This window comes from Pseudomonas sp. NPDC089752 (genome assembly GCF_044748725.1).
Lineage (GTDB): Bacteria > Pseudomonadota > Gammaproteobacteria > Pseudomonadales > Pseudomonadaceae > Aquipseudomonas.
In genome coordinates this window covers 297,211-321,322 of record NZ_JBIVGP010000005.1, presented here as the reverse complement: position 1 = coordinate 321,322, position 24,112 = coordinate 297,211, and the positions used below count along the sequence as shown (strand labels likewise).

General features: G+C 63.5%; 20 protein-coding genes, 1 pseudogene and 1 riboswitch. Of the genes and pseudogenes, 6 read left to right on the top strand and 15 right to left on the bottom strand.

Features of this window, described 5'->3' with window-relative positions; genetic code table 11:
• Window positions 1-43: 43 nt before the first annotated feature.
• Window positions 44-694, bottom strand: coding sequence for a 3,4-dihydroxy-2-butanone-4-phosphate synthase (ribB, locus tag ACIPZF_RS10840; protein ID WP_400798767.1), 651 nt, complete (start codon window positions 692-694; stop codon window positions 44-46).
• Between the two features lie 80 nt (window positions 695-774).
• A riboswitch (FMN riboswitch) is annotated at window positions 775-916 on the bottom strand.
• 145 nt (window positions 917-1,061) lie between these two features.
• On the opposite strand from ribB, the gene ACIPZF_RS10835 reads away from it, so the two are divergent.
• Complete coding sequence (locus ACIPZF_RS10835) at window positions 1,062-2,042, top strand: zeta toxin family protein (protein ID WP_400798765.1); 981 nt, start codon at window positions 1,062-1,064, stop codon at window positions 2,040-2,042.
• Window positions 2,043-2,053: 11 nt separating this feature from the next.
• On the opposite strand, the gene ACIPZF_RS10830 is transcribed toward ACIPZF_RS10835, so the two are convergent.
• From ACIPZF_RS10830 to ACIPZF_RS10820, 3 genes are all read right to left on the bottom strand, one after another.
• Window positions 2,054-2,959 carry an alpha/beta hydrolase gene (locus ACIPZF_RS10830; RefSeq protein ID WP_400798762.1) on the bottom strand — a complete coding sequence of 302 codons (906 nt, stop codon included), beginning with the start codon at window positions 2,957-2,959 and terminating at the stop codon, window positions 2,054-2,056.
• An 81-nt stretch (window positions 2,960-3,040) separates the two neighbouring features.
• Complete coding sequence (locus tag ACIPZF_RS10825; protein WP_400798759.1) at window positions 3,041-4,387, bottom strand: histidine kinase sensor domain-containing protein; 1,347 nt, start codon at window positions 4,385-4,387, stop codon at window positions 3,041-3,043.
• Window positions 4,387-5,079, bottom strand: a complete 693-nt coding sequence (locus ACIPZF_RS10820) for a response regulator transcription factor (protein ID WP_400798757.1) — start codon at window positions 5,077-5,079, stop codon at window positions 4,387-4,389. The genes ACIPZF_RS10825 and ACIPZF_RS10820 overlap by 1 nt, the downstream gene beginning before the upstream one ends.
• Window positions 5,080-5,272: 193 nt before the next feature.
• Between ACIPZF_RS10820 and ACIPZF_RS10815 the strand changes: the two genes are divergently transcribed.
• Window positions 5,273-7,447, top strand: a complete 2,175-nt coding sequence (locus ACIPZF_RS10815) for a TonB-dependent siderophore receptor (protein ID WP_400798754.1) — start codon at window positions 5,273-5,275, stop codon at window positions 7,445-7,447.
• A 418-nt stretch (window positions 7,448-7,865) separates the two neighbouring features.
• Here ACIPZF_RS10815 and ACIPZF_RS10810 read toward each other — a convergent pair.
• From ACIPZF_RS10810 to ACIPZF_RS10770, 9 genes and pseudogenes are all read right to left on the bottom strand, one after another.
• Window positions 7,866-8,565 (bottom strand): annotated as a pseudogene (locus ACIPZF_RS10810) (helix-turn-helix transcriptional regulator).
• 172 nt (window positions 8,566-8,737) lie between these two features.
• Window positions 8,738-9,262, bottom strand: coding sequence for an inorganic diphosphatase (gene ppa / locus ACIPZF_RS10805; protein ID WP_400798751.1), 525 nt, complete (start codon window positions 9,260-9,262; stop codon window positions 8,738-8,740).
• Window positions 9,263-9,356: 94 nt separating this feature from the next.
• Window positions 9,357-10,172, bottom strand: a complete 816-nt coding sequence (locus ACIPZF_RS10800; protein ID WP_400798748.1) for a zinc-dependent peptidase — start codon at window positions 10,170-10,172, stop codon at window positions 9,357-9,359.
• Window positions 10,173-10,180: 8 nt separating this feature from the next.
• Entirely contained in the window at window positions 10,181-10,828 is a 648-nt protein-coding gene (locus tag ACIPZF_RS10795; RefSeq protein WP_400798746.1) for a DedA family protein, read from the bottom strand.
• Window positions 10,829-11,082: 254 nt separating this feature from the next.
• Entirely contained in the window at window positions 11,083-11,541 is a 459-nt protein-coding gene (locus tag ACIPZF_RS10790) for a GNAT family N-acetyltransferase (RefSeq protein WP_400798744.1), read from the bottom strand.
• 108 nt (window positions 11,542-11,649) lie between these two features.
• Entirely contained in the window at window positions 11,650-12,468 is an 819-nt protein-coding gene (eutC, locus tag ACIPZF_RS10785; RefSeq protein WP_400798741.1) for an ethanolamine ammonia-lyase subunit EutC, read from the bottom strand.
• Window positions 12,469-12,476: 8 nt separating this feature from the next.
• The gene (locus ACIPZF_RS10780) at window positions 12,477-13,871 is read right to left on the bottom strand and encodes an ethanolamine ammonia-lyase subunit EutB (RefSeq protein ID WP_400798738.1); all 1,395 of its coding nucleotides are present in this window, start codon (window positions 13,869-13,871) and stop codon (window positions 12,477-12,479) included.
• A gap of 49 nt (window positions 13,872-13,920) precedes the next feature.
• Window positions 13,921-15,369 (bottom strand): ethanolamine permease, encoded by a 1,449-nt coding sequence (eat, locus tag ACIPZF_RS10775; protein ID WP_400798735.1) that lies wholly within the window; start codon window positions 15,367-15,369, stop codon window positions 13,921-13,923.
• 113 nt (window positions 15,370-15,482) lie between these two features.
• A complete protein-coding gene (locus ACIPZF_RS10770) occupies window positions 15,483-17,003 on the bottom strand; it encodes an aldehyde dehydrogenase family protein (protein ID WP_400798733.1) in 1,521 nt (506 codons plus the stop codon).
• A gap of 256 nt (window positions 17,004-17,259) precedes the next feature.
• Between ACIPZF_RS10770 and ACIPZF_RS10765 the strand changes: the two genes are divergently transcribed.
• The 4 genes from ACIPZF_RS10765 to ACIPZF_RS10750 all read left to right on the top strand — a co-directional run bounded on the left by ACIPZF_RS10765 (window position 17,260) and on the right by ACIPZF_RS10750 (window position 21,556).
• Complete coding sequence (locus ACIPZF_RS10765) at window positions 17,260-19,230, top strand: sigma-54-dependent Fis family transcriptional regulator (protein WP_400798731.1); 1,971 nt, start codon at window positions 17,260-17,262, stop codon at window positions 19,228-19,230.
• A 66-nt stretch (window positions 19,231-19,296) separates the two neighbouring features.
• Entirely contained in the window at window positions 19,297-20,646 is a 1,350-nt protein-coding gene (gene mpl / locus ACIPZF_RS10760; protein WP_400798728.1) for a UDP-N-acetylmuramate:L-alanyl-gamma-D-glutamyl-meso-diaminopimelate ligase, read from the top strand.
• A complete protein-coding gene (ubiX, locus tag ACIPZF_RS10755) occupies window positions 20,643-21,272 on the top strand; it encodes a flavin prenyltransferase UbiX (protein ID WP_400798725.1) in 630 nt (209 codons plus the stop codon). The genes mpl and ubiX overlap by 4 nt, the downstream gene beginning before the upstream one ends.
• A complete protein-coding gene (locus tag ACIPZF_RS10750) occupies window positions 21,269-21,556 on the top strand; it encodes a YceK/YidQ family lipoprotein (protein WP_400798722.1) in 288 nt (95 codons plus the stop codon). Before ubiX ends, ACIPZF_RS10750 begins: the two co-directional genes overlap by 4 nt.
• Before the next feature lie 96 nt (window positions 21,557-21,652).
• Here the strand turns inward: ACIPZF_RS10750 and ACIPZF_RS10745 are convergent, their stop codons facing one another.
• Together ACIPZF_RS10745 and ACIPZF_RS10740 are read right to left on the bottom strand one after the other, a co-directional pair.
• Window positions 21,653-22,297 carry an oxidoreductase gene (locus tag ACIPZF_RS10745; RefSeq protein ID WP_400798719.1) on the bottom strand — a complete coding sequence of 215 codons (645 nt, stop codon included), beginning with the start codon at window positions 22,295-22,297 and terminating at the stop codon, window positions 21,653-21,655.
• A gap of 27 nt (window positions 22,298-22,324) precedes the next feature.
• Entirely contained in the window at window positions 22,325-24,058 is a 1,734-nt protein-coding gene (locus ACIPZF_RS10740; protein WP_400798717.1) for a C13 family peptidase, read from the bottom strand.
• Window positions 24,059-24,112: the final 54 nt, after the last annotated feature.

Here is a 24,112-nt window from a genome sequence, read left to right as displayed (position 1 = left end):
GGCTTGCCCGCGAATGGGCCGCAGAGCGGCCCCATACAATGCATCAGGCAGATTCGGCTTCCAGCTCCACCATCGCCTCCCGACACCGCGCCAGCTCGGCAATGGTCAGCACCGGCAGATTGTACTGCCGCGCATACACCGCCACCTGCTCGCCCCGGGCCATGCTGCCATCGGGGTTCATCAGCTCGCACAGCACCGCCGCCGGCCGCAGCCCGGCCAGGCGTGCGAGGTCCACCGAACCCTCGGTATGGCCACGGCGGGTCAGCACGCCACCGTCGCGCGCGCGCAACGGAAACACGTGGCCGGGGCTGACGATATGGCGCTGCTCGGCCGTCGAGCGCAGCGCCGCTTCGATGGTGGTGATGCGGTCCTGGGCCGAAACCCCGGTGCTGACGCCTTCGGCCGCTTCGATGGTGACGGTGAAGCCGGTGCCGTGGCGGGCCTGGTTGTTCTGCACCATCGGCGCCAACTGCAGAGCATCGACGGAGGCTTCGTCCAGGCACAGGCAGACGATGCCGCTGCAGTCGCGAATCATCATGGCCATGGTCTGCAGCGACAGGTTTTCGGCGGCGGCGACGATGTCGGCTTCATCCTCGCGGTCGTCATCGTCGAGCAGCAGCACGGGGCGGCCGGCCTGGAAGGCGGCAATGGCGGCGGACACATTGGGGAATTGCTGGTGATGCTTGGGGGACATGAAACGCTCCTCGTGATTGATCGATGAACGTCTCGGGGCGAACAAAATGCGCGCGCAAGGGCGCCCTGACGGCCCTTGGCTGACGCCTTCTTTCATCCGGACTATGACCGTCGGCTCTGGAATCGCACCAGATCTGCTGACCCCCGGCATGGCCGGGGCGCTCGCGGGCTCATCTTTCGATTTACCGCCGGTGGGGACTTTCACCCCGCCCTGAAGACCGGGCAAGCATACCGCAGTGTGTCACCCGTGTGGCAACCCTGTGGCGTACGACTTTCGAAGGGGCGTAATAGTTATCTACCGCTTGCCGAGGCTTGGCGGCTTTAACTTTGCAAGCCTTCGTAGTTCAGCCATTAAGGACGATTGCACCATGCCCGACAGTTATTCCTTTACTGATGCCGATGTACATGCAGCCTTCAGCTCGCTTGCCGATCAGTTGTTCGAAAAAAGCCGTGACCACATCGACGGCAAGCTCCAGCCCAAGATGCTCATCATTGCCGGTGCACAGGGCGCGGGTAAGACGTATCTGTTGGAAAACACGCTGCTCAAGGATGGCAAGTATGACAATTACGTCCGCCTGTACGAAACTCGCTTTCGAGAACTGCACCCGCACTATGACGCGATGAAAGAAAAGGGGGTGCTGCATGTCTATGAGCATACCGAAGCCTTCATCTGGAAGTTGGGTTCGATGATCACGACTTATGCGATGGAGAACAGCTACAACTTCATCATGGAAACCGCGCTCGATAGCCCTTTGTTCGCGGATTTCCCGCCGGCCGCCGCTGCACAGGGCTACCAGGCCGAGGTCCATCTGATAGCGTGCCAGAAGGAGTTCAGCCACTGGTCTACGCTCAACCGCGTTGTCGCCAGTGTCGGTGATCATGAGCTCGAGCGGGTGGTGAGCCTGGCGCAGATCGAGCAGGCGCAGTTGAACGCCAGGTCGATCATCGATGCGTTCGAGGATGCCTGCACCCAGGTGCCCGGCGCGCAGATCGTCCTTTATCAGCGTGGGCTGGAGACGAACAAGGAAAGTTTGCCGGTCTGCCACAGCATTTGTACCGAACCGGGTGTCCTTGCGCCTCAAGATACCTATCAGGGGCGAGGCTTTTTCCGGGCGGCGCATTTGAACGTCGACTTCAAAGTGCTGCGAAGCCCGACTTCAAACTTCCCTTGTTCCTACCTTCAATATGCCCAGGTAGTACATGCCGGCATTCTCGGTGCGGACCATCGGCGGGCGATGGCCGAACTCAACTGCAAGACACTGGGCAGGGCCCAGGGCTTGCTGGCACAACTGCCTGTCGACGTTTACCGCGAGTTGTGCCTGTACGTACTCAAATACGCTCAGCCTTGAGCGGCTGGCCTTTAGCGCGGTTGCGCCGGGGTAGACATACCCTCGAGCACCTGGCGCAACGAGGCGGCCAGCATCGGCCCATGCCCTAATCCCTCGAAGCGGTCGAAGCGCACGCTCAGTCCCGGTACCTTGGCCAGTTGTGTCGCCAGCTCGCGCGCCGGTCGCTGCACATCGCCTTTCACTGGGGCTCGTGGGTTGGAGGGCTCTTCACTTCCGCGCATCAGCAGCAGCGACGGGCGGCTGCCCGCCAGGCGCTGCTGCAGGCCCTGGGCTTCATTGACGATGGCCCCGTCATGCCACCACAACGATGGGCTGGCCGCCGCGTAGTGACTGAACTCGCCAGGCCGGGTAAACAATGCATGCAGCACGGCCAGGCCGCCGTAGGAATGCCCCCACAGCGTCTGTCGCTGCAGGTCGATTGGCGCGACTGCAGCCACCATCGGCCGCATGCGCTGGGTCAGCAGGTCGAAGAATGCATCGACGCCACCGCTCGGCTGGCCGGTCAGCGGGTCGCGCTGTTCTGTAAGTCCAGGAACCTGTGGCGTGTAGTCGTAGGTACGACCGACACGTTCGATACGCTGTTCGGTCTGATACCCCACTGCCACCAGCAGCGGCGCTTGACCTGCGGCAAGCTTGTCCAACTGGGCGCTGGCCAGTGCGCCCATCGCCGCATTGCCGTCGAGCATCCACAGCACTGGATAGCCCGCGGCGGGCGCTGGACGGTCGGGTTTGCCGATCCACAGGCGGTAGTGGCGCTGCCCGTCGGCCGAGTCCAGGTCGAGCTGGCTGAAGCGATAGGCGAGGTCTTGTCGCTGCAGCAGCGAGGTGTCCATGTTCTGACCGCGTTCGGGCTGCGCGAGGGCAGCCGGGGCGGCAAGGGCCAGCGCCAAGGCCAGGGACAGGGTGATCGTGCTCATCAGGCGTCTCTTCAGGGCTTTGCGAGGGGCGCAAGGCGGTTGAACGAGATGATAATCAGTCCTGATTGAGCGTAAAGCGCATTAACTTTCTAAACATTCCTGAGCGATCGGCAGCAACAGGTGCAGGCACAGGCCGGGATGGCCATTGCTGGCCCATAGCCGACCGCCTTGCAACTCGACCGCGCGGCGAGCGATGGCCAGGCCCAGGCCGAAGCCTGCGCCGCTGCCTTGCAGGCGTTGGTAAGGCTGGAAGATGCGTTCGAGGTCCGCCTGGGGCACGCCGGGGCCCTGGTCGCTCAGGCGCAGGTGCCAGCAATCGCCCTCACGCCAGCCATCCAGGCACACTCGACCATCGGTTGGCGAATGGCGAATGGCGTTGCGCATCAGGTTTTCCAGCGCCTGGGCCAGGCTGTCCAGATGCACCTGCACCCGGCAATCGGTGCCGAGCGAGCAGGGCAGGCGCGCGCGGTCCCAGCCGCTTTCGAAGCAGGCGTCCTGGCACAGCGCTTCCCAGACCGACACGATCAACACAGGCTCGGTAGGCAGTTGCGGTTGCTCGGTGTCCATCCAGGCAAGGTCCAGGGTGTCTTCCAGGAGCTTCTGCATGTCGTTGACTTCATGCTCCAGGCGCTCGCGCAATTGCTCAGGCGGCAAGCCGCTGTCGTGGGCGATGCGCAGCCGCGCCAAGGGCGTGCGCAGCTCGTGCGACAACGTGCGCAGCAGCAGGCGCTGCTGCTCCAGGCTCTGGCGCAGGCGCCCGGCCATATGTTCGAAGGCCTGCGCCAGTTCGCCCAGCTCGTCGCGGCGGTCTTGCAGGGGCAGGCCCGGGCTGTCCAGGTCGTCCGCGCGCAAGGCATCGGCGCGGTCGCGCAGGCGGTTCAGCGGCACGATCAATTGTCGGTAGATCGCCAGGCCCAACAGCAGGGCCAGCAGGGTGGGGGCAACGCCGTGGGTGATGACGTGGGTCCAGGGTGTCAGGCCTGTCGGCAACAGGCGTTCGGGGAGTTGCAGCACCAGTCGCCCGTTTTCGGGGTGCTGCGGGAATTCGATGCTGACGTAGGGCAGTTCATCGCGCAGCCGCCGGCTCATCGGCCAGCTGAGCTTGCGCATGAAGGTCAGGTGGCTGGCCTCCTCGGCAGTCAGGGGCGTGGTGCCGAGGCTTTGCAGATGCGGGCCGATCAACACCGCCCAGGTATCTTCGGCCCGCTCCAGTTCACGACGGTAGGCCTCGGCGCCAGTCGCCCCACCTTGTTGCCAGGCCGCTTCAGCCTGCTGCGCGTAGCGTGCGAGGTAATCCTGGTCGGCCCGGGACAGGAAATAGCTGCTGCGCTCCACCGACAGGCCCCAAGTCCAGATCAGCCAGGTCAGCAGCAGGCAGAAGCTGACCTGCAGGGCCGCGAGTTTCCACAGCAACGGATGGCGGCGCATCAGGCCTGTTCCGCGTCGACCAGAATGTAGCCCTGGCCACGCACGGCCTGGATTTGCACATGCTGGGCGGCGATATCGGCAAGCTTGCGGCGCAGGTTGCACACGTGCACGTCGAGGCCACGGTCCAGGCGGGTGTACGCCCGGTGCAGCACGGTCTGGTAGAGGAATGCTTTGCTCAAGGCTTCGCCGGGATGGGCGCTGAGCGTTGCCAGCAAGCGGAACTCGGACGTGGTGAGGCCGGCGGCCTTGCCGTGGTGCAACACATCCTGCAGGTCCTGATCGAACACCAACTGGCTGGCCTCGCTGTGCACGACCGTTCCCCGACCGAAGGCCACGCGCCGCAGCAGGGCATCGACCCGCGCATCCAGCTCCGCCAGGCTGAAGGGCTTGGGCAGGTAATCGTCCGCACCGCGAGTAAAGCCACTGATGCGGTCCTGCTCGGCGCCCAGGGCCGACATCAGCATCACCGGTACTGCCTGTTGCCGGCGCAGTTCGTCGAGCAGGCTGAGGCCGTCGATGCCGGGCAGCATGATGTCCAGCAACACCAGGTCGAAATGGTTTTGCTGCACAGCACTCATGGCGCTGGTCCCGCTGCTGCAGGCGTGCACCTGGAACCCCCGGTTGAGGAAGTGGCGGTGCAAGTCCTCGCGCAGGCGTGAGTCATCTTCGACGAGCAGGAGTGAGGTGGGCATGGTGGGTCTTGAATGAGAATTCGTATCAGTTGGCGATCATCCCATTGCAGGCAGGGGGAGGGCAATCATCCCGTGCAAGCTGCATGTGTTAAGAAGGTTAAGTCTGCTGCACCCCCGGTTTTCGTCCGGTATCGTTCGCAAAAAGCAACGTGTTTCGTTTGCGATTAAATATCATTTGGGCGAAGGGTGTGTCATGAGCGGTTTTAACAGTGTGGGGAGCACGCGACGGGTTCGCGGATGGTTGGTCGTCGGCCTGCTGGCACCGTTTTCGTTGTCGGCATTGGCTGAAACGGTAGCGACCCAGGCGGTCGCGGAGAATGCGTTGGACCTGCCGGCATTGACCATCGAAGGCAACCGCCTGTACGACATGCTGCCCTCCGAGGCCACCGGCGGCTACAGCGTCGACGCCGCCACCGTAGGCACCAAGACCCCTGCCGCGCTCAAGGACATCCCGCAATCCATCACCGTCTACACCCAGGACTACGTCAAGGATCGCCAGTTCGTGCACCTCGATGACCTGGCCAAGTACACCGCGGGTCTGCGTACCCTGACCAACGACAGCGGCCGTTCATCGATCTATGCCCGTGGCTACGAATACAGCGAGTTCAACATCGACGGCCTGCCGGCGCCGATGGCCAGTATCTTCGGCACCGTGCCGTCGCTGGCGGCGTTCGACCGGGTCGAGATCATGCGTGGCCCGGCCGGCCTGTTCAGCAGCACCAGCGAGCTGGGCGGCATCGTCAACATGGTGCGCAAGCGCCCGACCGCCGAATTCCAGGGCCATGTCGAGGGCAGCTACGGCACCTGGGACACCAACCACGAAGAAATCGACCTGAGCGGGCCGCTGGACGAAGCGGGCCGCGTGCGCGGGCGCTTCATCGCCTCGCGTGACGACACCAATGGCGAAGTCGATTACAACGCCAACACCAGCAACAGCTACTACGGCGCGCTGGATATCGACCTGGACGACGACACCCAGCTGTCGTTCGGCCTGATCCACGAAGTGAAGAACATCACCCCGCACAACGGCTATCCGGCCACGCTGTCCGGTGAAGTCCCTGACTTCAGCCATTCGCGCTTCCTCGGCGCCGACTGGAACTACTTCGACGGCAAGACTACCGACCTGGTGGCCGAGTTGACGCACCGCTTCGACAACGGCGGCTATGGCCGCATCGCTGCCCGTGGCTCGCACCGCGACACCAATTACCTGTATGCCTTCACCGCAACCAACGCCACCACTGGAGCCAATTCCGAGCGCGCCAGCGCCCGCGACTTCACCCAGGACACCTACTCGCTGGACGCCAGCTACAGCCAGCCGTTCGAAACCTTCGGCCAGGTCAGCGAGTTCGTGGTCGGCACCGACTACAAGAACTACGACACCGAGTACCTCAATGGCACTACCAACCTTGGTGCCATCAACGTCAACACCTACACGCCGACCCGCTTCGCCAAGCCGTCACCGAACTACAGCACCGAAACCGGCATGCAAGAGGAAGAATACGGCCTGTACTCCAAGGTCACCTTCCGCCCGATCGAGCGCCTGGCGCTGATCGCTGGTGGCCGCTTCAGCTGGTATCGCGGTGATTTCTACACCACGACCCTGAGCAGCGGGTCGACGGTTGACGACGACAAACGGGTCGATGGCCGCTTCACGCCATACGCCGGCGCGGTCTATGACCTGACCGAAAACCATGCGCTGTACGCCAGCTATTCGCAGGTGTTCAAGCCGCAGTCGGACACCGACGGCAATGGCCGGGTGCTCAAGCCGCGTGAGGGCGAGCAGTACGAGTTCGGCCTGAAGAGCAGCTACTTCGGTGGCGACCTCAATACGCGCTTCTCGGTCTTCCGCCTGACCGACAAGAACCGCGCCAGCACCGAATACGATGAAGATGGCGTGGACACCGGCTTCTCCGTCGCTTCCGGCAAGACCCGCGTCAAAGGCGCCGAAGTGGAAGTCAGCGGCAAGCTGACGCCGAACTGGGAGCTGTTGGCGGGCTACACCTGGATGGAGACCGAAACCGTCGACGGTGACGCCGAAACAACTTTCTTCATCATGCCGCGCAACCAGGCCTCGCTGTGGAGCAAGTACACCATCAGCCAAGGCCCGCTGACCGGGCTGGCCATCGGTGGCGGGGTATCGGCGATGAGCAACTTCTACTCCGAGAACGGCGGCGTGCGCATCGATGCGCCGGGGTATGCGACGGTGGATGCGATGTTGTCGTATCCGGTGACCTCGAAGCTGACCGCGACGTTCAACGTCAACAACCTGTTCGACCGGGATTACCTGTCGCGGGTGGGGTCGACGTCGACGTTCAACTTCTATGGGCCATCGCGGAGCATGATGGTGGGGGCGCGGTATGATTTCTAGAGTTCGGTAGGGGGTATCAGGTGCCTGCCTCGGGTTTCGAGGGAGGCATACATCGAGCGCCGCCCGCGCGGCGCATCGCGGATGAATCCGCTCCTACAGAGGGTTGCGCGGTTCCCGTAGGAGCGGCTTCAGCCGCGATGAGGCCAGCCAGAGCAGCAAAAAATTCCGGGGTATGCCATCAAACAGGCATTAAAAAGCCGGCTTGTGGCCGGCTTCTCGGGGACGCTTCCGGCTAATTTATGGTAAGCCGCAACCGCCTTAACTGTGTGGCCAGCAAGGGCCTGAAAGAGATGGCGAACGCTCGTGTGGAACGCTGCCGAGCCCTCTGGATCGCGGCTTGCGCGGGCCTGGGCTGAATGTGCCGCGTAGCATACAAGGGCCGGGGAGGGATGCCCAGCAAAAAATGGCACAGGGTGTTTCAGTCCGGGCGATATTGACGGAAATGCGACCAGTGGAACACCCAGCCGAGGATCTGCAAATGCTGCGCATGACGCTGGGTTGGGGTGAAGCGTTCCACAGTGAAGTTACGCCGGTCGTGGCTGTGCAGGCACAGGGTGCCATTGGCCCAGGCTCAGGCTGTTCACCCGGAGGGTGCCGTTATGCAGCAGGGCGTAGGTTTCACCGTCTATGACCTGGGTCTGGCTGAGGTCGATGGCCAGGATTGCGTCGCGGGGGATCCAGGGTGCCATGTTGTTGCTGGGCATGGCCAGGCAGGCCGCATGCTTCACCGCCACGTTCAAAGTCTGTAATGCTTGAGCCGGTAGCTGCAGGTAATGGTTGTCGACCGAAACGAGCCGGCCTTCGCGCACTTCTTGATACGGTACCTGCACGAACTGCGTCGCCGGGGTCAGCAGCGACGTGGGTGAATCTTCCACCGCGGGCTGCACGGCGAAACTGCGGCGAATCGAGCTGGGGTGCTTGGGGCCTTCGCCACTGCGCAGCCAGCGGCGGTGCACGCAAAACAGGTCGGCCAGTTCATCCAGGCGTGCCAGGGGAATGCCGCGCTTGAACCAGTTGTTGACGTGCTGGGGCGTAACGCGGCGCTGGGCGGCGAAGTCGGAGGGGGTCAGGCCACATTCGTGAAGCAGTGCCTTGAGGCGGTCACCGGATCTGTTCATGCGGCCGAGTCTAGCGGCGGTGTGCCAGCAGGGAAATGAACCGGATGTTGACTTGATCTGTGCGAAAAGGGATTTGTTGTAGGGCGCTGGATTAGGGCTGTGTAGGATTTGTTACTGCTTGCCGAGCGCCCACAAAAAAGCCCCGCCGAGGCGGGGCTTCGTGCGATCGGTATCAGCCTTTGTAGGCAGCGATCGATTTGGTGATCGCAGTGCGGGCGGCGTCAGCGCCTTCCCAGCCTTCGATCTTGACCCACTTGCCTTTCTCGAGATCCTTGTAGTTCTCGAAGAAGTGCTTGATCTGTTCCAGCAGCAGGCCTGGCAGGTCGGTGTATTCCTTCACATCGACGTACAGCTGAGTCAGCTTGTCGTGTGGAACAGCGATGACCTTGGCGTCGCCGCCGCCGTCGTCGGTCATGTTCAGGATACCGACCGGGCGAGCACGGATGACCGAGCCTGGAGCAACTGGGTACGGGGTAACGACCAGCACGTCCAGCGGATCACCGTCGTCGGCCAGGGTGTTCGGGATGAAACCGTAGTTGGCCGGGTAGAACATCGGGGTGGCCATGAAACGGTCGACGAACAGGGTGTCGCTGTCCTTGTCGATTTCGTACTTGATTGGCGCGTGGTTGGCCGGGATTTCGATGGCGACATAGATGTCGTTCGGGTCTTGGCCAGGCTTGATATTGCTGTAGCTCATTGGGCAGTGCCCCCGTGTCTGATCAGAAAAAGTGGCGGCGATTATAGGCATATTCCGCCCCTGCATGCCACGCTTCACCGGATGCGCGGGCGCATCAGGCATGGCTTTCGCGGTAGTCCGGATGTTCGGCCTGCAAGCCTGTCAGGCGTGCCAGCGGGTCCTGGCGGTAGAACAGCATGAGCTGCTGGTACACCTGTGGATACGCCTGTTGCAACAGATCCGGGGCGCTGAAGAAATACTCGCTGGTGACGGCGAAGAATTCCGCCGGGTTTTCGGCGGCGTAGGGGTCGATGGCGGTTTCGGCGTCGGGGTCGGCGTCCAGTTGGCGGTTGAGGTCGTCATAGGCCTGCTGCATGGCCGTGGCCCAGGCTTCGACCTGCATGCCTGCGTGCAGCGGTGGCAGGCCGTTGGCATCGCCATTGAGCATGTCGAGCTTGTGCGCCAGTTCGTGGATCACCAGGTTGTAAGCCTCCCAACCGCCGCTGCTCAGCACTCCGGCCCAGGCCATGATCACCGGGCCTTGCTGCCACGCCTCGCCGCTGTGCTCGGCATCCCACACATGCTCCACGCCGCTGGCGTCGCGATGACGCTGGGGGCTTTTGAAGTCGTCGGGGTAAAGGATGATCTCGTGAAAGCCCTGGTACCAGTTCAGCTCGCCCAGGTGCAGCAGTGGCAATTGGGCCTGGGCGGCGAGGAACAGGCGCTGTTCATCGTCCAGTTCGACCCCGGGCAGGGTGGTCAGGTGCTTGTCGAGCAGAAACAGGATGCAGGCTTCGCGCAGCCAGCGGTTCTCGTTGTCGCTGATACCGTCGAGCATCGGCAGGCGGTCGCGCACCGCCTGCCATTGCTGCGCGTCTACCGGATAGCGCGCCAGGGTGCGCTTGCGCCGCCAGGCGCTGAAGGACCACATGGACGCTGTCAGTGTGCCTTCGCCGTGCGGCTCAGGCGGCCACGCAGCAGGCCAAGGACCATCGGCACCAGCGACAGGAAGATGATCGCGACCACCATCAGCGACAGGTGCTGCTTGATGAAAGGCACATTGCCAAAGAAGTAGCCGAGGGTGACCAGGCCACCGACCCACAGGATCGAACCGGCGACGCTGAAGCCCAGGAAGCGCGGGTAATGCATGTGGGCGATACCGGCGACGAACGGCGCGAAGGTGCGCAGGATCGGCAGGAAGCGCGCCAGGGTGACGGTCTTGCCGCCATGGCGCTCATAGAATTCGTGGGTGCGCTGCAGGTAATCGCGGCGGAAGATTTTCGAGTTGGGGTTGTTGAACAGCCGTTCGCCCGCCGTTCGCCCGATCACGTAATTGGTGCTGTCGCCCATGATTGCCGCAGCCATCAGCAGGCCCGCCAGCAGCACTGGGTCCATGCCGCCACCGGCAGCCACGGCGCCGGCGATGAACAGCAGCGAATCGCCCGGCAGGAAGGGCATTACGACAAGGCCGGTCTCGCAAAAAATCACGGTGAACAGGATGGCGTAGATCCAGGGGCCGTAGTTGGTGACCAGCAGATCGAGATAGGCATCGAGATGCAGGATGAGGTCCAGCGGGTTGAAATCCATGTACAGCACCTGTGTTCTTGACCCGCAGCTACTGGCACGCGGACCTGCGGGAGGGTAATTTTTCACACATGTCAGGAGAGGGCATTATACGGCTATGTAGGAATGATGCCCGGGGAGATTGTAGCGGGGGGTTACTGGGGCGTCAGTGCCGGCCTCTTCGCGGGGCAAGCCCGCTCCCACAGGTACTCTACTGCCCTCAAGAGCGGTGGTGTACCTGTGGGAGCGGGCTTGCCCCGCGAAGAGGCCGGTATCGATCAGTCCTGGCTGATCGGCAGGATGTAGTTCTCGAACTCGGTGTCCTTGCGAAACCCGATGGATTCATAGGTCTTGCGCGCCACCTCGTTGTCGGCGCTGGTCGATACCCGCATGCGCACCGCCTGGGTGTCCTTGGCCATCTTCCTGGCCTCACGCATCAGGTGGTCGGCCACCAGCATGCGCCGCGAATCTTCGGCCACGAAGATATCGTTGAGAATCCACACCCGTTTCAGCGACAACGACGAGAAGCTCGGGTATAGCTGGCAGAAGCCCAGCAGCTTGTCATCATCTTCATCGGGCAGGGCCAGATAAATGACCGATTCGCCGCGCTTGAGGCGCGTTTCCAGGAACTTGCGCGAGCTGTCCGGATACGGCAGCTGCCCATAGAACTCGCGGTAGCGGACGAACAGCGGGGTAATCAGGTCGAGGTGTTCCAGGGTTGCCTTGATGATGCGCATGTGCGGCCCTCAGAGTCCATTTGGGGAGACGGCGGAATGCCAGCAGCTTCGAAACTCATGCTGCCCAATGCCGGCCAGAAGCGCAATCCGCCTTCCGTGACATGTTGTTTACCCTTTGCCGAGCAGGAAGTTGCCTTTCTGATTGGGGGGTTTTTCACTGTCGAGGCTATGGACCTCTGCTTCATCCTTGAGGTTCACGCCTGACAACTGCCGGCGGCAGGCTTCGCGCATCAGGTATAGCAGGCGGTGCGCAGCCATGCCGTAACTGAGGCCCTCCAGGCGCACGTTGGAGATGCAGTTGCGGTAGGCGTCGGTCAGGCCGACCTTCGGCGCATAGGTGAAGTACAGGCCCAGGCTGTCAGGCGAGCTCAAGCCTGGCCGCTCGCCGATCAGCATCACGGTCATGCGTGCACCGAGCAATTGGCCCACTTCGTCGGCCACCGCCACGCGGCCTTGCTCCACCAGTATCACCGGTGCGCTGCTCCAGGCATCGGCGGCGGCCTGCTCTTCAAAACGTGCAAGGAACGGCAGGGTATGGCGGTGCACGGCCAGCGCCGAAAGGCCGTCCGCGACTACGATGGCCAGGTCGCACCCGCCTGGGTTGGCCTGGGCATGCTGGCGCAACCGCTCGGCCGATTCGTCATTCAGGCGCCGCCCCAGGTCGGGGCGTTGCAGGTATTGATGGCGGTCGCTGGCGGCGCTGTGCAGCACCAGGCTGTCGCGGCCACGGCCTTTGAGCTGCTCGGTCAGGGTCTGGTGGTCGAAACCCAGGTGCACGGCGTCACGCGCCTGGGCGTGGGCGAATTGGAAATCCAGCTGCGCCGCGGTCGGCAGGCTGGTGCCGCTGCGGCCCAGGGCGATGCGCGCGGGGGTCAGGTTGCGCAGGGCCAGCCAGGGATTGTCGGGGGTGGGAGTACGGTCTGCCATGGTCATCCTTATGCAAGCTGCGCCAACGCCTGGCGAAACGCCGGCGGCAGGTTGTCGCCAAAGCGCACGCGGCCATCGGCCTGGGTGAAGATGCCAGTGCGCTGCAGCCAGGCCTCGAACTCCGGCCCCGGCTTGAGGCCCAGGGTCTGGCGCGCGTACAGCGCGTCATGGAACGAGGTGGTCTGGTAGTTGAGCATGATGTCGTCGGAGCCGGGGATGCCCATGATGAAGTTGATCCCGGCCACGCCCAGCAGGGTCAGCAGGGTGTCCATGTCGTCCTGGTCGGCTTCGGCGTGGTTGGTGTAGCAGATGTCGCAGCCCATCGGCACGCCAAGCAGCTTGCCGCAGAAGTGGTCTTCGAGGCCGGCACGGATGATCTGCTTGCCGTTGTACAGGTACTCGGGGCCGATGAAGCCGACCACGGTGTTGACCAGAAACGGTTTGAAATGGCGCGCCACGGCGTAGGCGCGGGTTTCGCAGGTCTGCTGGTCGACGCCGTGGTGGGCATTGGCCGAAAGGGCGCTGCCCTGGCCGGTTTCGAAATACATCAGGTTTTGCCCCAGCGTGCCGCGCTTGAGCGACAGGCCTGCCTCGTAACCTTCCTGCAAGACGTTCAGGTTGATGCCAAAGCCGGCGTTGGCCGCCTCGGTGCCGGCGATCGACTGGAACACCAGGTCCAGCGGCACCCCCCGGTTGATCGCTTCGATCGAGGTGGTGACGTGGGTCAGCACACAGGCCTGGGTGGGGATGTCGTAGCGCTGGATGATGGCGTCGAGCATTTCCAGCAGGGCGCAGATCGAGGCAATGCTGTCGGTGGCCGGGTTGATGCCGATCATGGCGTCGCCGTTGCCGTACAGCAGGCCGTCGAGGATGCTGGCGGCGATCCCGGCCGGCTCGTCGGTGGGGTGGTTGGGCTGCAGGCGGGTCGACAGGCGCCCGCGCAGGCCCATGGTGCCGCGAAATTGCGTGACCACGCGGATCTTCTGCGCCACCAGCACCAGGTCTTGCACACGCATGATCTTCGACACGGCGGCGGCCATTTCTGGCGTCAGGCCAGGCGCCAGGGCGCGCAGGCTGTGCTCGTCGGCTGCGTCGCCGAGCAGCCAGTCACGCAGGCCGCCCACGGTCAGGTGGCTGACCGGGGAGAAGGCCTGGGCGTCGTGTGTATCGATGATCAGGCGGGTGACTTCGTCTTGCTCGTAGGGGATCAGCGCTTCAGTGAGAAAATGGCTGAGCGGGATATTGGCCAGGGCCATCTGTGCTGCTACCCGCTCACCGTCGTTGGCCGCGGCGACGCCCGCCAGGTAGTCGCCGGAACGTGCCGGGCTGGCCTTGGCCATCACGTCCTTGAGGCTGTCGAAGCGGTAGACCAGGTGGCCTACCGTGTGTACGAAACTTGCCATACAGAATCTCCAGAGCGCCGCAGCCCTTGGCTGCGGCGGGTGTCGGCGATCAGTGCAAGGCCTCTTCGGCCTTCTGGATCGCGGCGAATTCCTCTTCCGGTGTGCCCGCCACCAGGTGGTGGCGGCTGTAGAACGCAAAGTAGGCGATCAATACGGCATAGATCACGGCGGCGCCAATTACCACCCGTGGGTCGACCAGGAAGCCTGCGACCACCGCAATGCAGGCCAGCACCAGCGCCACGCCTGAAGTGAAGATGCCGCCAGGGGTGCGGTAGGGGCGTTCCATTTTTGGCCGACGGATGCGCAAGGTGATGTGCGCGGCCATCATCAGCACATAGGACAGCGTCGCGCCGAACACCGCGACCAGGATCAACAGGTCGCCCTGGCCGGTCAACGACAAGGCGAAGCCGATAATGCCGGGAATGATCAGGGCCAGCACCGGGGCCTTGCTCTTGTTGGTTTCGGAGAGTTTGCGCGGCAGGTAACCCGCGCGGGACAGCGCGAAGATCTGCCGTGAATAGGCATAGATGATCGAGAAGAAGCTGGCGATCAGGCCAGCCAACCCGACGAGGTTGACGAAGCTGCCCATCCAGGTAGAGCCGCCGTATGCCTTGGAAAGCGCCTCGACCAGTGGGTTGCCGGAGGCTTTCAGCGCTTCTGAGCCTGCACCACCTGGGCCAACCACCAGAATCAACAACGCGAAGGCCAGCAGCACCAGCATCGCGCCGATCAAGCCGCGCGGCAGGTCGCGTTTCGGGTTCTTGGTTTCTTCAGCGGCCAGCGGCACACCTTCGACGGCCAGGAAGAACCAGATCGCGTAGGGGATGGCCGCCCACACGCCGACGTAGCCGAAGGGCAGGAAGCTGCTGGCGCCGACTGCATCGGTCTGGGCGATGTCGAACAGGTTCGCTGCATCAAAATGGGGCACCATGCCCACCAGGAATACCGCCAGGGCGATGGCAGCCACGGCGGTGATGATGAACATCAGTTTCAGGGCTTCACCGACGCCGAAGATGTGGATGCCGATGAAGACGATGTAGAACGCCAGGTAGATCATCCAGCCGCCGATGCCGAACAGTGACTGGCAATAGGCGCCGATGAACACGGCGATGGCCGCCGGGGCGATGGCGTACTCGATGAGGATCGCCGTGCCGGTGAGAAACCCGCCCCAAGGCCCGAAGGCGCTGCGGGCGAAGCCGTAGCCGCCACCTGCGGTGGGGATCATCGAGGACAGCTCGGCCAGCGAGAAGCACATGCACAGGTACATGGTGGCCATCAGCAGGGTGGCGAGGAACATGCCGCCCCAGCCGCCCTGGGCCAGGCCGAAGTTCCAGCCGGCGTAGTCGCCGGAAATCACGTAGGCCACGCCCAAGCCCACCAGCAGCACCCAGCCGGCGGCGCCTTTTTTCAGTTCACGTTGCTGGAAATAGTCCGAGCCGACCTTTTCGAAGTCGACGGATGCACCTGCCGGCGTGCCGGCGGATTGATCGCTTGGCATAGATTCACCTGTTGTTTTTCTTGGTGGCCGGAGGGGTTCCGGGCCGATGGTGATAAGTACTGCAGAAAGCGAGCCAGAGCGGTTCGTGCACGCGAACCGCTCTGCTGACGGGCTTAGAAGAAGCCCAGCGGGTTGATGTCGTAGCTCACCAGCAGGTTCTTGGTCTGCTGGTAGTGGTCGAGCATCATCTTGTGGGTTTCACGCCCCACGCCGGACTTCTTGTAGCCACCGAACGCGGCATGCGCCGGGTACAGGTGGTAGCAGTTGGTCCACACGCGGCCGGCCTTGATGCCACGGCCCATGCGGTAGGCGCGGTTGATGTCGCGGGTCCACACGCCGGCGCCGAGGCCGAACTCGGTGTCGTTGGCGATGGCCAGGGCTTCGGCTTCGTCCTTGAAGGTGGTGACGCTGACCACCGGGCCGAAGATTTCTTCCTGGAACACGCGCATCTTGTTGTTGCCCTTGAGCAGGGTCGGCTGGATGTAGTAACCGGTGGCCAGCGAGCCTTCGAGCTTCTCGACCTTGCCGCCGGTCAGCAGCTCGGCACCTTCGTCCTGGGCGATCTGCAGGTACGAGAGAATCTTTTCGAACTGCTGCTGCGAGGCCTGGGCGCCGACCATGGTGTCGGTGTCGAGCGGGTCGCCGCGCTTGATCTGCAGCACCTTCTTCATCACCACTTCCATGAACTGCGGGTAGATCGACTCCTGCACCAGCGCCCGCGACGGGCAGGTGCACACTTCGCCCTGGTTGAAGAACGCCAGCACCATGCCTTCGGCGGCCTTCTCGATGAAGCTCGGCTCGGCCTGCATGATGTCTTCGAAGTACACGTTCGGCGACTTGCCGCCCAGCTCGACGGTGGATGGGATGATGTTCTCGGCGGCGCATTTCATGATGTGCGAGCCGACCGGGGTGGAGCCGGTGAAGGCGATCTTGGCGATGCGCTTGCTGGTGGCCAGCGCTTCACCGGCCTCGCGGCCATAGCCCTGCACCACGTTGAGCACGCCAGGTGGCAGCAGGTCGCCGATCAGCTCGACCAGCACGGTGATGCCCAGCGGCGTTTGCTCGGCCGGTTTGAGTACCACGCAGTTGCCGGCGGCCAGGGCCGGGGCGAGCTTCCAGGCGGCCATCAGGATCGGGAAGTTCCACGGGATGATCTGCCCGACCACACCCAGTGGCTCATGGATGTGGTAGGCCACGGTGCCTTCGTTGATTTCTGCGGCGCCGCCTTCCTGGGCGCGGATGCAGCCGGCGAAATAGCGGAAGTGGTCGACCGCCAGCGGAATGTCGGCGTTGAGGGTTTCACGGATTGGCTTGCCGTTGTCCCAGGTTTCGGTGATGGCCAGGACTTCGAGGTTCTGCTCGATACGGTCGGCGATCTTCAGCAGCACGTTGGAGCGGTCCTGCACGCAGGTGCGCCCCCAGGCGTCGGCGGCGGCGTGGGCGGCGTCGAGCGCCTTGTCGATGTCTTCGGCAGTGGAGCGGGGGAATTCTGCGATCAGCTTGCCATTCACCGGGGAGGTGTTTTCGAAATACTGCCCCTTGACCGGAGCTACGAACTCACCACCGATGAAGTTGCCGTAGCGGCTCTTGAAGGAAACCTTCGCGCCTTCGGTACCGGGATGTGCATAACGCATGGTGTGTCTCCTGGTTAATTGTGTTTGTTGAGGAGTTGAGAAGCGTAGAGCAAAGGTCGGGCCAGCGTCGGGGTGCCTAGTTGGATCAATGGGTTAGCTCACTTCTACAAAGAACGCTGAAGGCTTGCGTACCGTTGCCGGGACGCTTGGGGTGACACTTTGTACCGTTTGCGACACGCGCCATGGCGGTGCATTGCAAAGCGTGGGCGGGTGGAGGATGCTGGCTGAAGGCTTCATCTGCGGAGAACAACAACCCATGCAGAGCAACCACCTCAGCCGCCATGCCCAGCAGGTGCATACCGTGGCCCATGGCGAGGCCGGCAGCGACCCGTCCATCGCCCGCTCCTGGCTACGCTGCCTGGAGGACTACCACCTCGACCCTTCGATGCAGGCTGCACCTGTGGTGCTTGAGCATGGCCGGCTGCTGGAAAGCCGCGAGCGCCTGCGCCAGGTACTGCAGATCGCTGATACGGAAATGAACAGCCTGCATCAGCAGCTCAGCGGCGCTGGCCATGCGGTGCTGCTGACCGACGCCCGCGGCGTGATCCTTAATTGTGTGACTGCGCCCAGCGAGCGGCGCATCTTCGAGCGCGCCGGGCTGTGGTTGGGCGCGGACTGGAGCGAGGCCAGCGAGGGCACCAATGGCATTGGCACCTGCCTGGTCGAGCGCCAGGCCCTGACCATCCATCAGAACGAACATTTTCGCGGTCGCCATACCGGCCTGACTTGCTCGGCCAGCCCGGTGTTCGACCCGCATGGCGAGTTGCTGGGCGTGCTCGATGTGTCCTCGGCGCGGCCGGATGTTTCGCGCCAGAGCCAGTTCCACACCATGGCGCTGGTCAACCTCTCGGCCAAGATGATCGAGAGTTGCTATTTCCTGCGTCATTTCGAGCAGCAATGGCTGCTGCGCTTCCATCTTCAAGCCGAGTCGGTGGGGTTGTTCAGCGAAGGGCTGTTGGCGTTCGATGGCGAGGGTCGCATCTGTGCGGCCAACCAGAGCGCTCTCAACTTGCTGGGAACTATACGTGGCGGCGTGCTGGGCAAGCCGCTGGAGCGGTTTTTCGCCTGCAACCACGACGAACTGTTCAGCCGCGCCATGCCCAACGGCAGCCCCGCCTGGCCGCTGTACACCCGCGATGGCCGCCAGGTGTTCGCCAGCCTGCGGGGTCAGGCGAAGGCGCCTGTGTGGTCGGTGCCGGTCAGCCTGCCTCAGGCCCGGCGTGAAGAAGCGCCGGGCATCTGCCTGCTGGACCCGGCGCTGCAGAATGACTTCCGCCGAGCCGTACGGGTGTTCGAACGGGATGTGCCGCTGCTATTGAGTGGCGAAACCGGCTGCGGCAAAGAGGCCTTCGCCCAGGCCGTGCACCAGGCTAGCCAGCGCCGCGGCAAGCCGTTCGTGGCGGTCAACTGTGCGTCGATCCCGGAAAGCCTGATCGAGAGCGAGTTGTTCGGTTATCGCGGCGGCAGCTTTACCGGCGCGCGCAAGGAAGGTATGCGTGGCAAGCTGCTGCAGGCCGATGGCGGCACGCTGCTGGACGAGATCGGAGACATGCCGCTGGCGTTGCAGACCCGCCTGCTGCGGGTGCTGGAAGAACGTCAGGTGGTGCCGATCGGAGGTGATCCACAGGCGGTGGATGTGCGCATCGTCAGTGCGACCCACCGGGACTTGCTGGAACGAGTGGAGCAGGGGAGCTTCCGAGAAGATCTGTATTACCGGCTCAATGGTTTGGAAGTCGCCCTGCCGGCGGTGCGTGAGCGCAGTGACAAGGCTCAATTGCTGAATTTCCTGTTGCGCCAGGAGGCGCAGGGCCAAGTGATCGAAGTCGAGCCGAGGGCACGCCAAGCGTTGCTGGACTTCGCCTGGCCGGGCAATGTGCGGCAGATGCGTAATGTGCTGCGTACGCTGGTGGCGCTTTGTGAGCATGGCCATGTCACGTTTGCGGATCTGCCCGCAATTATCAGGGCTCATGGGGCCTCTGTGGGAGCGGGCTTGCCCCGCGAAGGCGTCCGATCAGCTAATCGAGGTGCTAATGCAGGCCCTTTCGCGGGGCAAGCCCGCCCCCACAAAGAAGCGCATGTATGCCTTGAGGAGGCGGAGCGCCAGGCGCTTATGTCTGTACTGGAGTCAAACCGCTGGCACCTCACCCGTGTCGCCGAGCACTTGGGCATCAGCCGCAATACCTTGTATCGAAAACTGCGCAAACACGGCATCGCCAGGGGTGCCTGAGCGAAACATCGGGTGCGATTTTTCGCGCCCTGGGCTACCCTGCCTCGATGTTTTGCGAGGTCTTCCATGCATATTCACATTCTCGGTATTTGCGGCACTTTCATGGGTTCGCTGGCCGTGCTGGCCAAGGAGCTCGGCCACCGCGTCACCGGCTCGGACGCCAACGTTTATCCGCCCATGAGCACCCAGCTTGAAGCCCAGGGCATCGAGCTGACCCAGGGCTACGACCCAGCCCAACTGGAGCCGGCGCCGGATCTGGTGGTGATCGGCAACGCCATGTCGCGGGGCAACCCGGCGGTGGAGTACGTGCTGAACAAGGGCTTGCCTTATGTGTCCGGCCCGCAGTGGCTGGCTGATCACGTGCTGCAGGGCCGCTGGGTGCTGGCCGTGGCCGGTACGCACGGCAAGACCACCACCAGCAGCATGCTCGCCTGGGTCTTGGAACATGCGGGCATGAGCCCGGGCTTCCTGATCGGGGGCGTGCCGCAGAATTTCTCGGTGTCGGCGCGTCTGGGTGATACGCCGTTCTTCGTGGTCGAAGCCGACGAATACGACAGCGCCTTCTTCGACAAACGTTCGAAGTTCGTGCACTACCACCCGCGCACCGCGATTCTCAATAACCTCGAGTTCGATCACGCAGACATCTTCCCGGATCTGGCGTCTATCGAACGGCAGTTCCATCATCTGGTGCGGACTATCCCGAGCGAAGGCCTGGTCATTCACCCGACCACCGAGCAGGCGTTGGAGCGCGTGATCGGCATGGGTTGCTGGACCCCGGTGCAAACCACAGGTGTGGGCGGCCAGTGGCAGGCGCGCCTGCTCAGCGCTGACGGTTCGCGGTTTGAAGTGCTGTTCGAGGGTGAGGCGCAAGGTGTCGTGGATTGGGCCCTGACCGGTCAACACAACGTCGCCAATGCCCTGGCCACCTTGGCCGCTGCCCGCCATGTCGGGGTGGTGCCAGCCATGGCGATCGAAGGCCTGAGCGCCTTCAAGAGCGTCAAGCGGCGCATGGAAAAGGTCGCCGAAGTCCAGGGTGTGACCATTTACGATGACTTCGCCCACCACCCGACCGCTATCGCCACCACCCTCGACGGCTTGCGCAAGCGCGTGGGCGAGGCGCCAGTGATTGCCATCATCGAGCCGCGCTCCAACTCCATGAAGCTGGGCGCACACCGGGATGGCCTGCCGGAGAGCGTCAATGATGCTGATCAGGTGATCTGGTATGCGCCAGCCAATCTGGGCTGGGACCTTGCAGCCACTGCGGCGCAGTGCAAGGTGCCGAGCGTGGTAGCAGACAGCCTCGAAGCGATCATCGACCGGGTCAAGGGCCAGGCGCGTCCGGGCACCCACGTGGTGATCATGAGCAACGGCGGCTTCGGCGGCCTGCACGGCAAGTTGGCCGAGGCCCTGAAGTGAGCGGGCCGGAACGCATCACCCTGGCGATGACCGGCGCCTCTGGCGCGCAATATGGCCTGCGCCTGCTCGATTGCCTGGTGCGCGAAGATCGCGAGGTGCATTTTCTCATCTCCAAGGCCGCGCAGCTGGTGATGTCGACCGAAACCGACGTGGTGCTGCCGGCCAAACCCCAGGCGATGCAGGCGTTTCTGACCGAATACACCGGGGCTGCCGATGGGCAGATCCGCGTATACGGCAAGGAAGACTGGATGTCGCCGGTGGCTTCTGGCTCCGGCGCCTCGGCGGCCATGGTGGTTGTGCCCTGTTCCACGGGCACGCTGTCGGCCATCGCCACCGGTGCCTGCAACAACCTGATCGAGCGTGCGGCCGACGTGACCCTCAAGGAGCGTCGCCAGTTGATCCTGGTGCCGCGCGAGGCGCCGTTGTCGACCATTCACCTGGAAAACATGCTCAAGCTGTCACAGATGGGCGCAGTGATCCTGCCGGCGGCGCCAGGTTTCTATCATCAGCCGCAGACCATCGACGACCTGGTCGATTTCGTCGTGGCGCGCATTCTCAATCTGCTGAACATTCCGCAGGACATGCTGCCACGTTGGGGCGAGCATCATCTTGGGGCGGATGATTGAAACGTACCTTGGTTGGCGTGCTGGCGGTGCTGGCGCTCAGTGGCTGTGCCACGGTGCGCACGCTGGATGCCAACAAGCCGGGTGCGCCGGTGGTGTATGCCGGGACCCGGCTGGATTTGTATGTGATCAATGGCGGGTGCTGCCCCAAGGACCGGTTTGGTGCTGAGGCGCCGGCTTATCCGAGGTTGGATCTGCCGGGGAGCATGCTGCTGGATACCTTGTTCTTGCCGCTGTCGTTGCTGACAGCGGCAGGGGTTGGTTTTCAGGCTACGGGCGGCCTTTAGAGCCTCTTCGCGGGGCAGGCCCGGTCCCACAGGATCTCCACATTCTCTGAAACTGTGGTGATCTTGTGGGAGCGGGCTTGCCCCGCGAAAGGGCCATCACTTCTTGCCTAATTTTCTCAGTTCATCGGATTCGACCACCCGAATTCCATCCTCTTCCTCCAGCGCCAGCCGCCACAGCGCTCGCGCCAGGGTGCAGGCCTCGATCCCGCGATACTTGCCAGGCATCAACCGGGCAAACGGCGACGCCAGCCGCTCGCCCAGGCGCGGCGCAATGCGCTCACCCAGCAGCAGGGAGGGCCGGACGATGGTCAGCTGCGGCCAGTCCTGCGCCTTCAGCGCTTCTTCCATTTCACCCTTGACCCGATTGTAGAAGATCGACGACTTGGGGTCGGCGCCGATGGCACTGACCACCAACAGATGGCGCGCCCCCATTTCCCGCGCGCGCTTGCTGAAGGCCACCACCATGTCCAGGTCGACGGCGCGAAATGCCTGTTCGGACCCGGCCTGCTTGAGGGTGGTGCCGAGGCAGCAGTAGGCGATATCGACCCGCCCGGCCAGTTGCGGCAGAAACACCGCAGGGTCGCCGACCGGGTTTTCCAGGTGCGGGTGTTCGGCCAGCGGCCGACGGGTCGGCGCCAGCACGCGGCTGATGGTGGGCTCGTTAAGCAGGCGGTCCAGCAGGTGTTCACCCGTCAGGCCAGTGGCTCCGGCAAGCAGGACATGCTGAGGCGTCAAGTACATGATGTCTCTCCTGTGTTACACACAAGCTTAGTGGCTGGCGGATGTTTTTTCCTGCTCCCCCGCAGTCGCCTGTGCGGCATTACGTAAGGCTTCCTCGGCCTGCTGCTGGCGCAGCTGCTTCCAGTGTGCCAGTACTGCGGGCGGCGCCCAGATCTGTGGCTCGGAGGCTTCGAAACCTTCTCTTCCTTCCCGTTCGGCAACGCTGGTGCGCGCCAGTTCAAACGCCTGTTTCAAGTCGTCGGTCTGGTTCAGCGCCTGGGCGAACAGGGCATCGCCGAAGTAGGTGAAATCAGCTTCTTCAGAACAGCCGAAGGACACCCGGTCGGCGCGCGCGGCGGTGATGATCACGCTGCGATCATCTTTCAACGGGGCTATATAGCCACCGGAATAGCAGGCGGAGATGACAATCACCTTGTCGCGGTTCTTCAGCGGCGCCAGGGCGCTGGCGAGTTCGTCGGCGGACAGGTCGGCCAGCTGCAGGCGCGGCTGATCGAACACCAGTTGGTGGTCCTGGCTGCCGTGGCTGGTCAGGTAGATGAACACCAGGTCTTCCGGGCCGCTGCGTTCAGCCAGGGTGCGGGCGGCGCGAGTGAGGCTTTCGCGGGTGGCCATGGGCCGGGTGGCCATCTGGTCGCGGTGGTTGACCAGGGTCACCTGGCCGCGCGCGCCGAAGCGTACTTTGAGCAGGTTACTGACATAGTCGGCTTCACGCAGGAATACGCTCTGCTGGCCGTCACCGGCCACTACCAGGCTATACAGTTGGATCGGCGGCGCGGAGTGGGGCACGCGCGCCAGGGCGTCGTCCAGCAGCTTGCCCTGGTTGAGCAGGGCAAGGTCCAGTGGGTCGGGGAGCAATCTGCCCTTGTGGTCGCGCACGCGCACACCATTGACCCAGTAACCGCTTTCGACCTTGCCGCTGGCCAGGGTCAGCTTGCCCTGGCCCTGGTAGGCGTCGTTTGCAAAACCACCGACGTACTTGCTGCCATCGGGCAGTTGCAGGCTGCCCTGGCCGGCCAGACGCCAGTCGATGAAGCTGCCCTTGTAATGGCTGCCGTCGCTACCCAGCAGCTCGCCTTCGCCGACCAGCGAACCGTCCTTGAATTCGCCAATCCACACATCGCCATCGGCGTTCTCGTAGCGGCCTCGGCCCTCCAGACGATTGTCCTTGAACTCGCCGATGTACTGCTCGCCATCGACGCTGTCATAAGTGCCGCTGCCCTGCAGCAGGCCATCGACGAAGCGGCCGCTGAACTGATTGCCGCTTGCATCGCTGCGCACGCCGGCACCGTTGGGCTTGCCCTTGGCGAACAGACCCTGGTAGCGGCTGCCATCGGCCAGTTCGAGCTCGCCCGCGCCTTCGTACTGGTCGTCCTTGAACTGGCCACGGTAGGTCTGGTCGGCCTGCTTGAGCGTGCCTTCGCCGTCGCGTCGGCCGTGGCTGAAGGTGCCAGCATAGTGGCTGCCGGGGGTGCTCAGGTCGCCCAGGCCCTGGAACAGGCCGGCGGCGAACTGGCCGCGATAGACTTCGCCATTGCTGCCGTGCCATTCGCCCTGGCCATGCCACTGGCCATCCTTGAAACCGCCGGCATACCAGCTGCCATTGGGGTAGTCGATGCGCCCCTCGCCCTGCAGCAGGCCATCGATCACCTGGCCCCGGTAGCGGCCGCCATCGGGCAGGCGCGCGTCCGGAGGCGACAGCGCTTCGCCATCGCCACAGGCGGCGAGCATCAGGGTCAGGGCGAGGGGCAGCAGAGCACGCATGGCGGAATCCGGGCAAAAGGTCTGCCGAGTATGCCGCAGAATGGGGCGGATGAG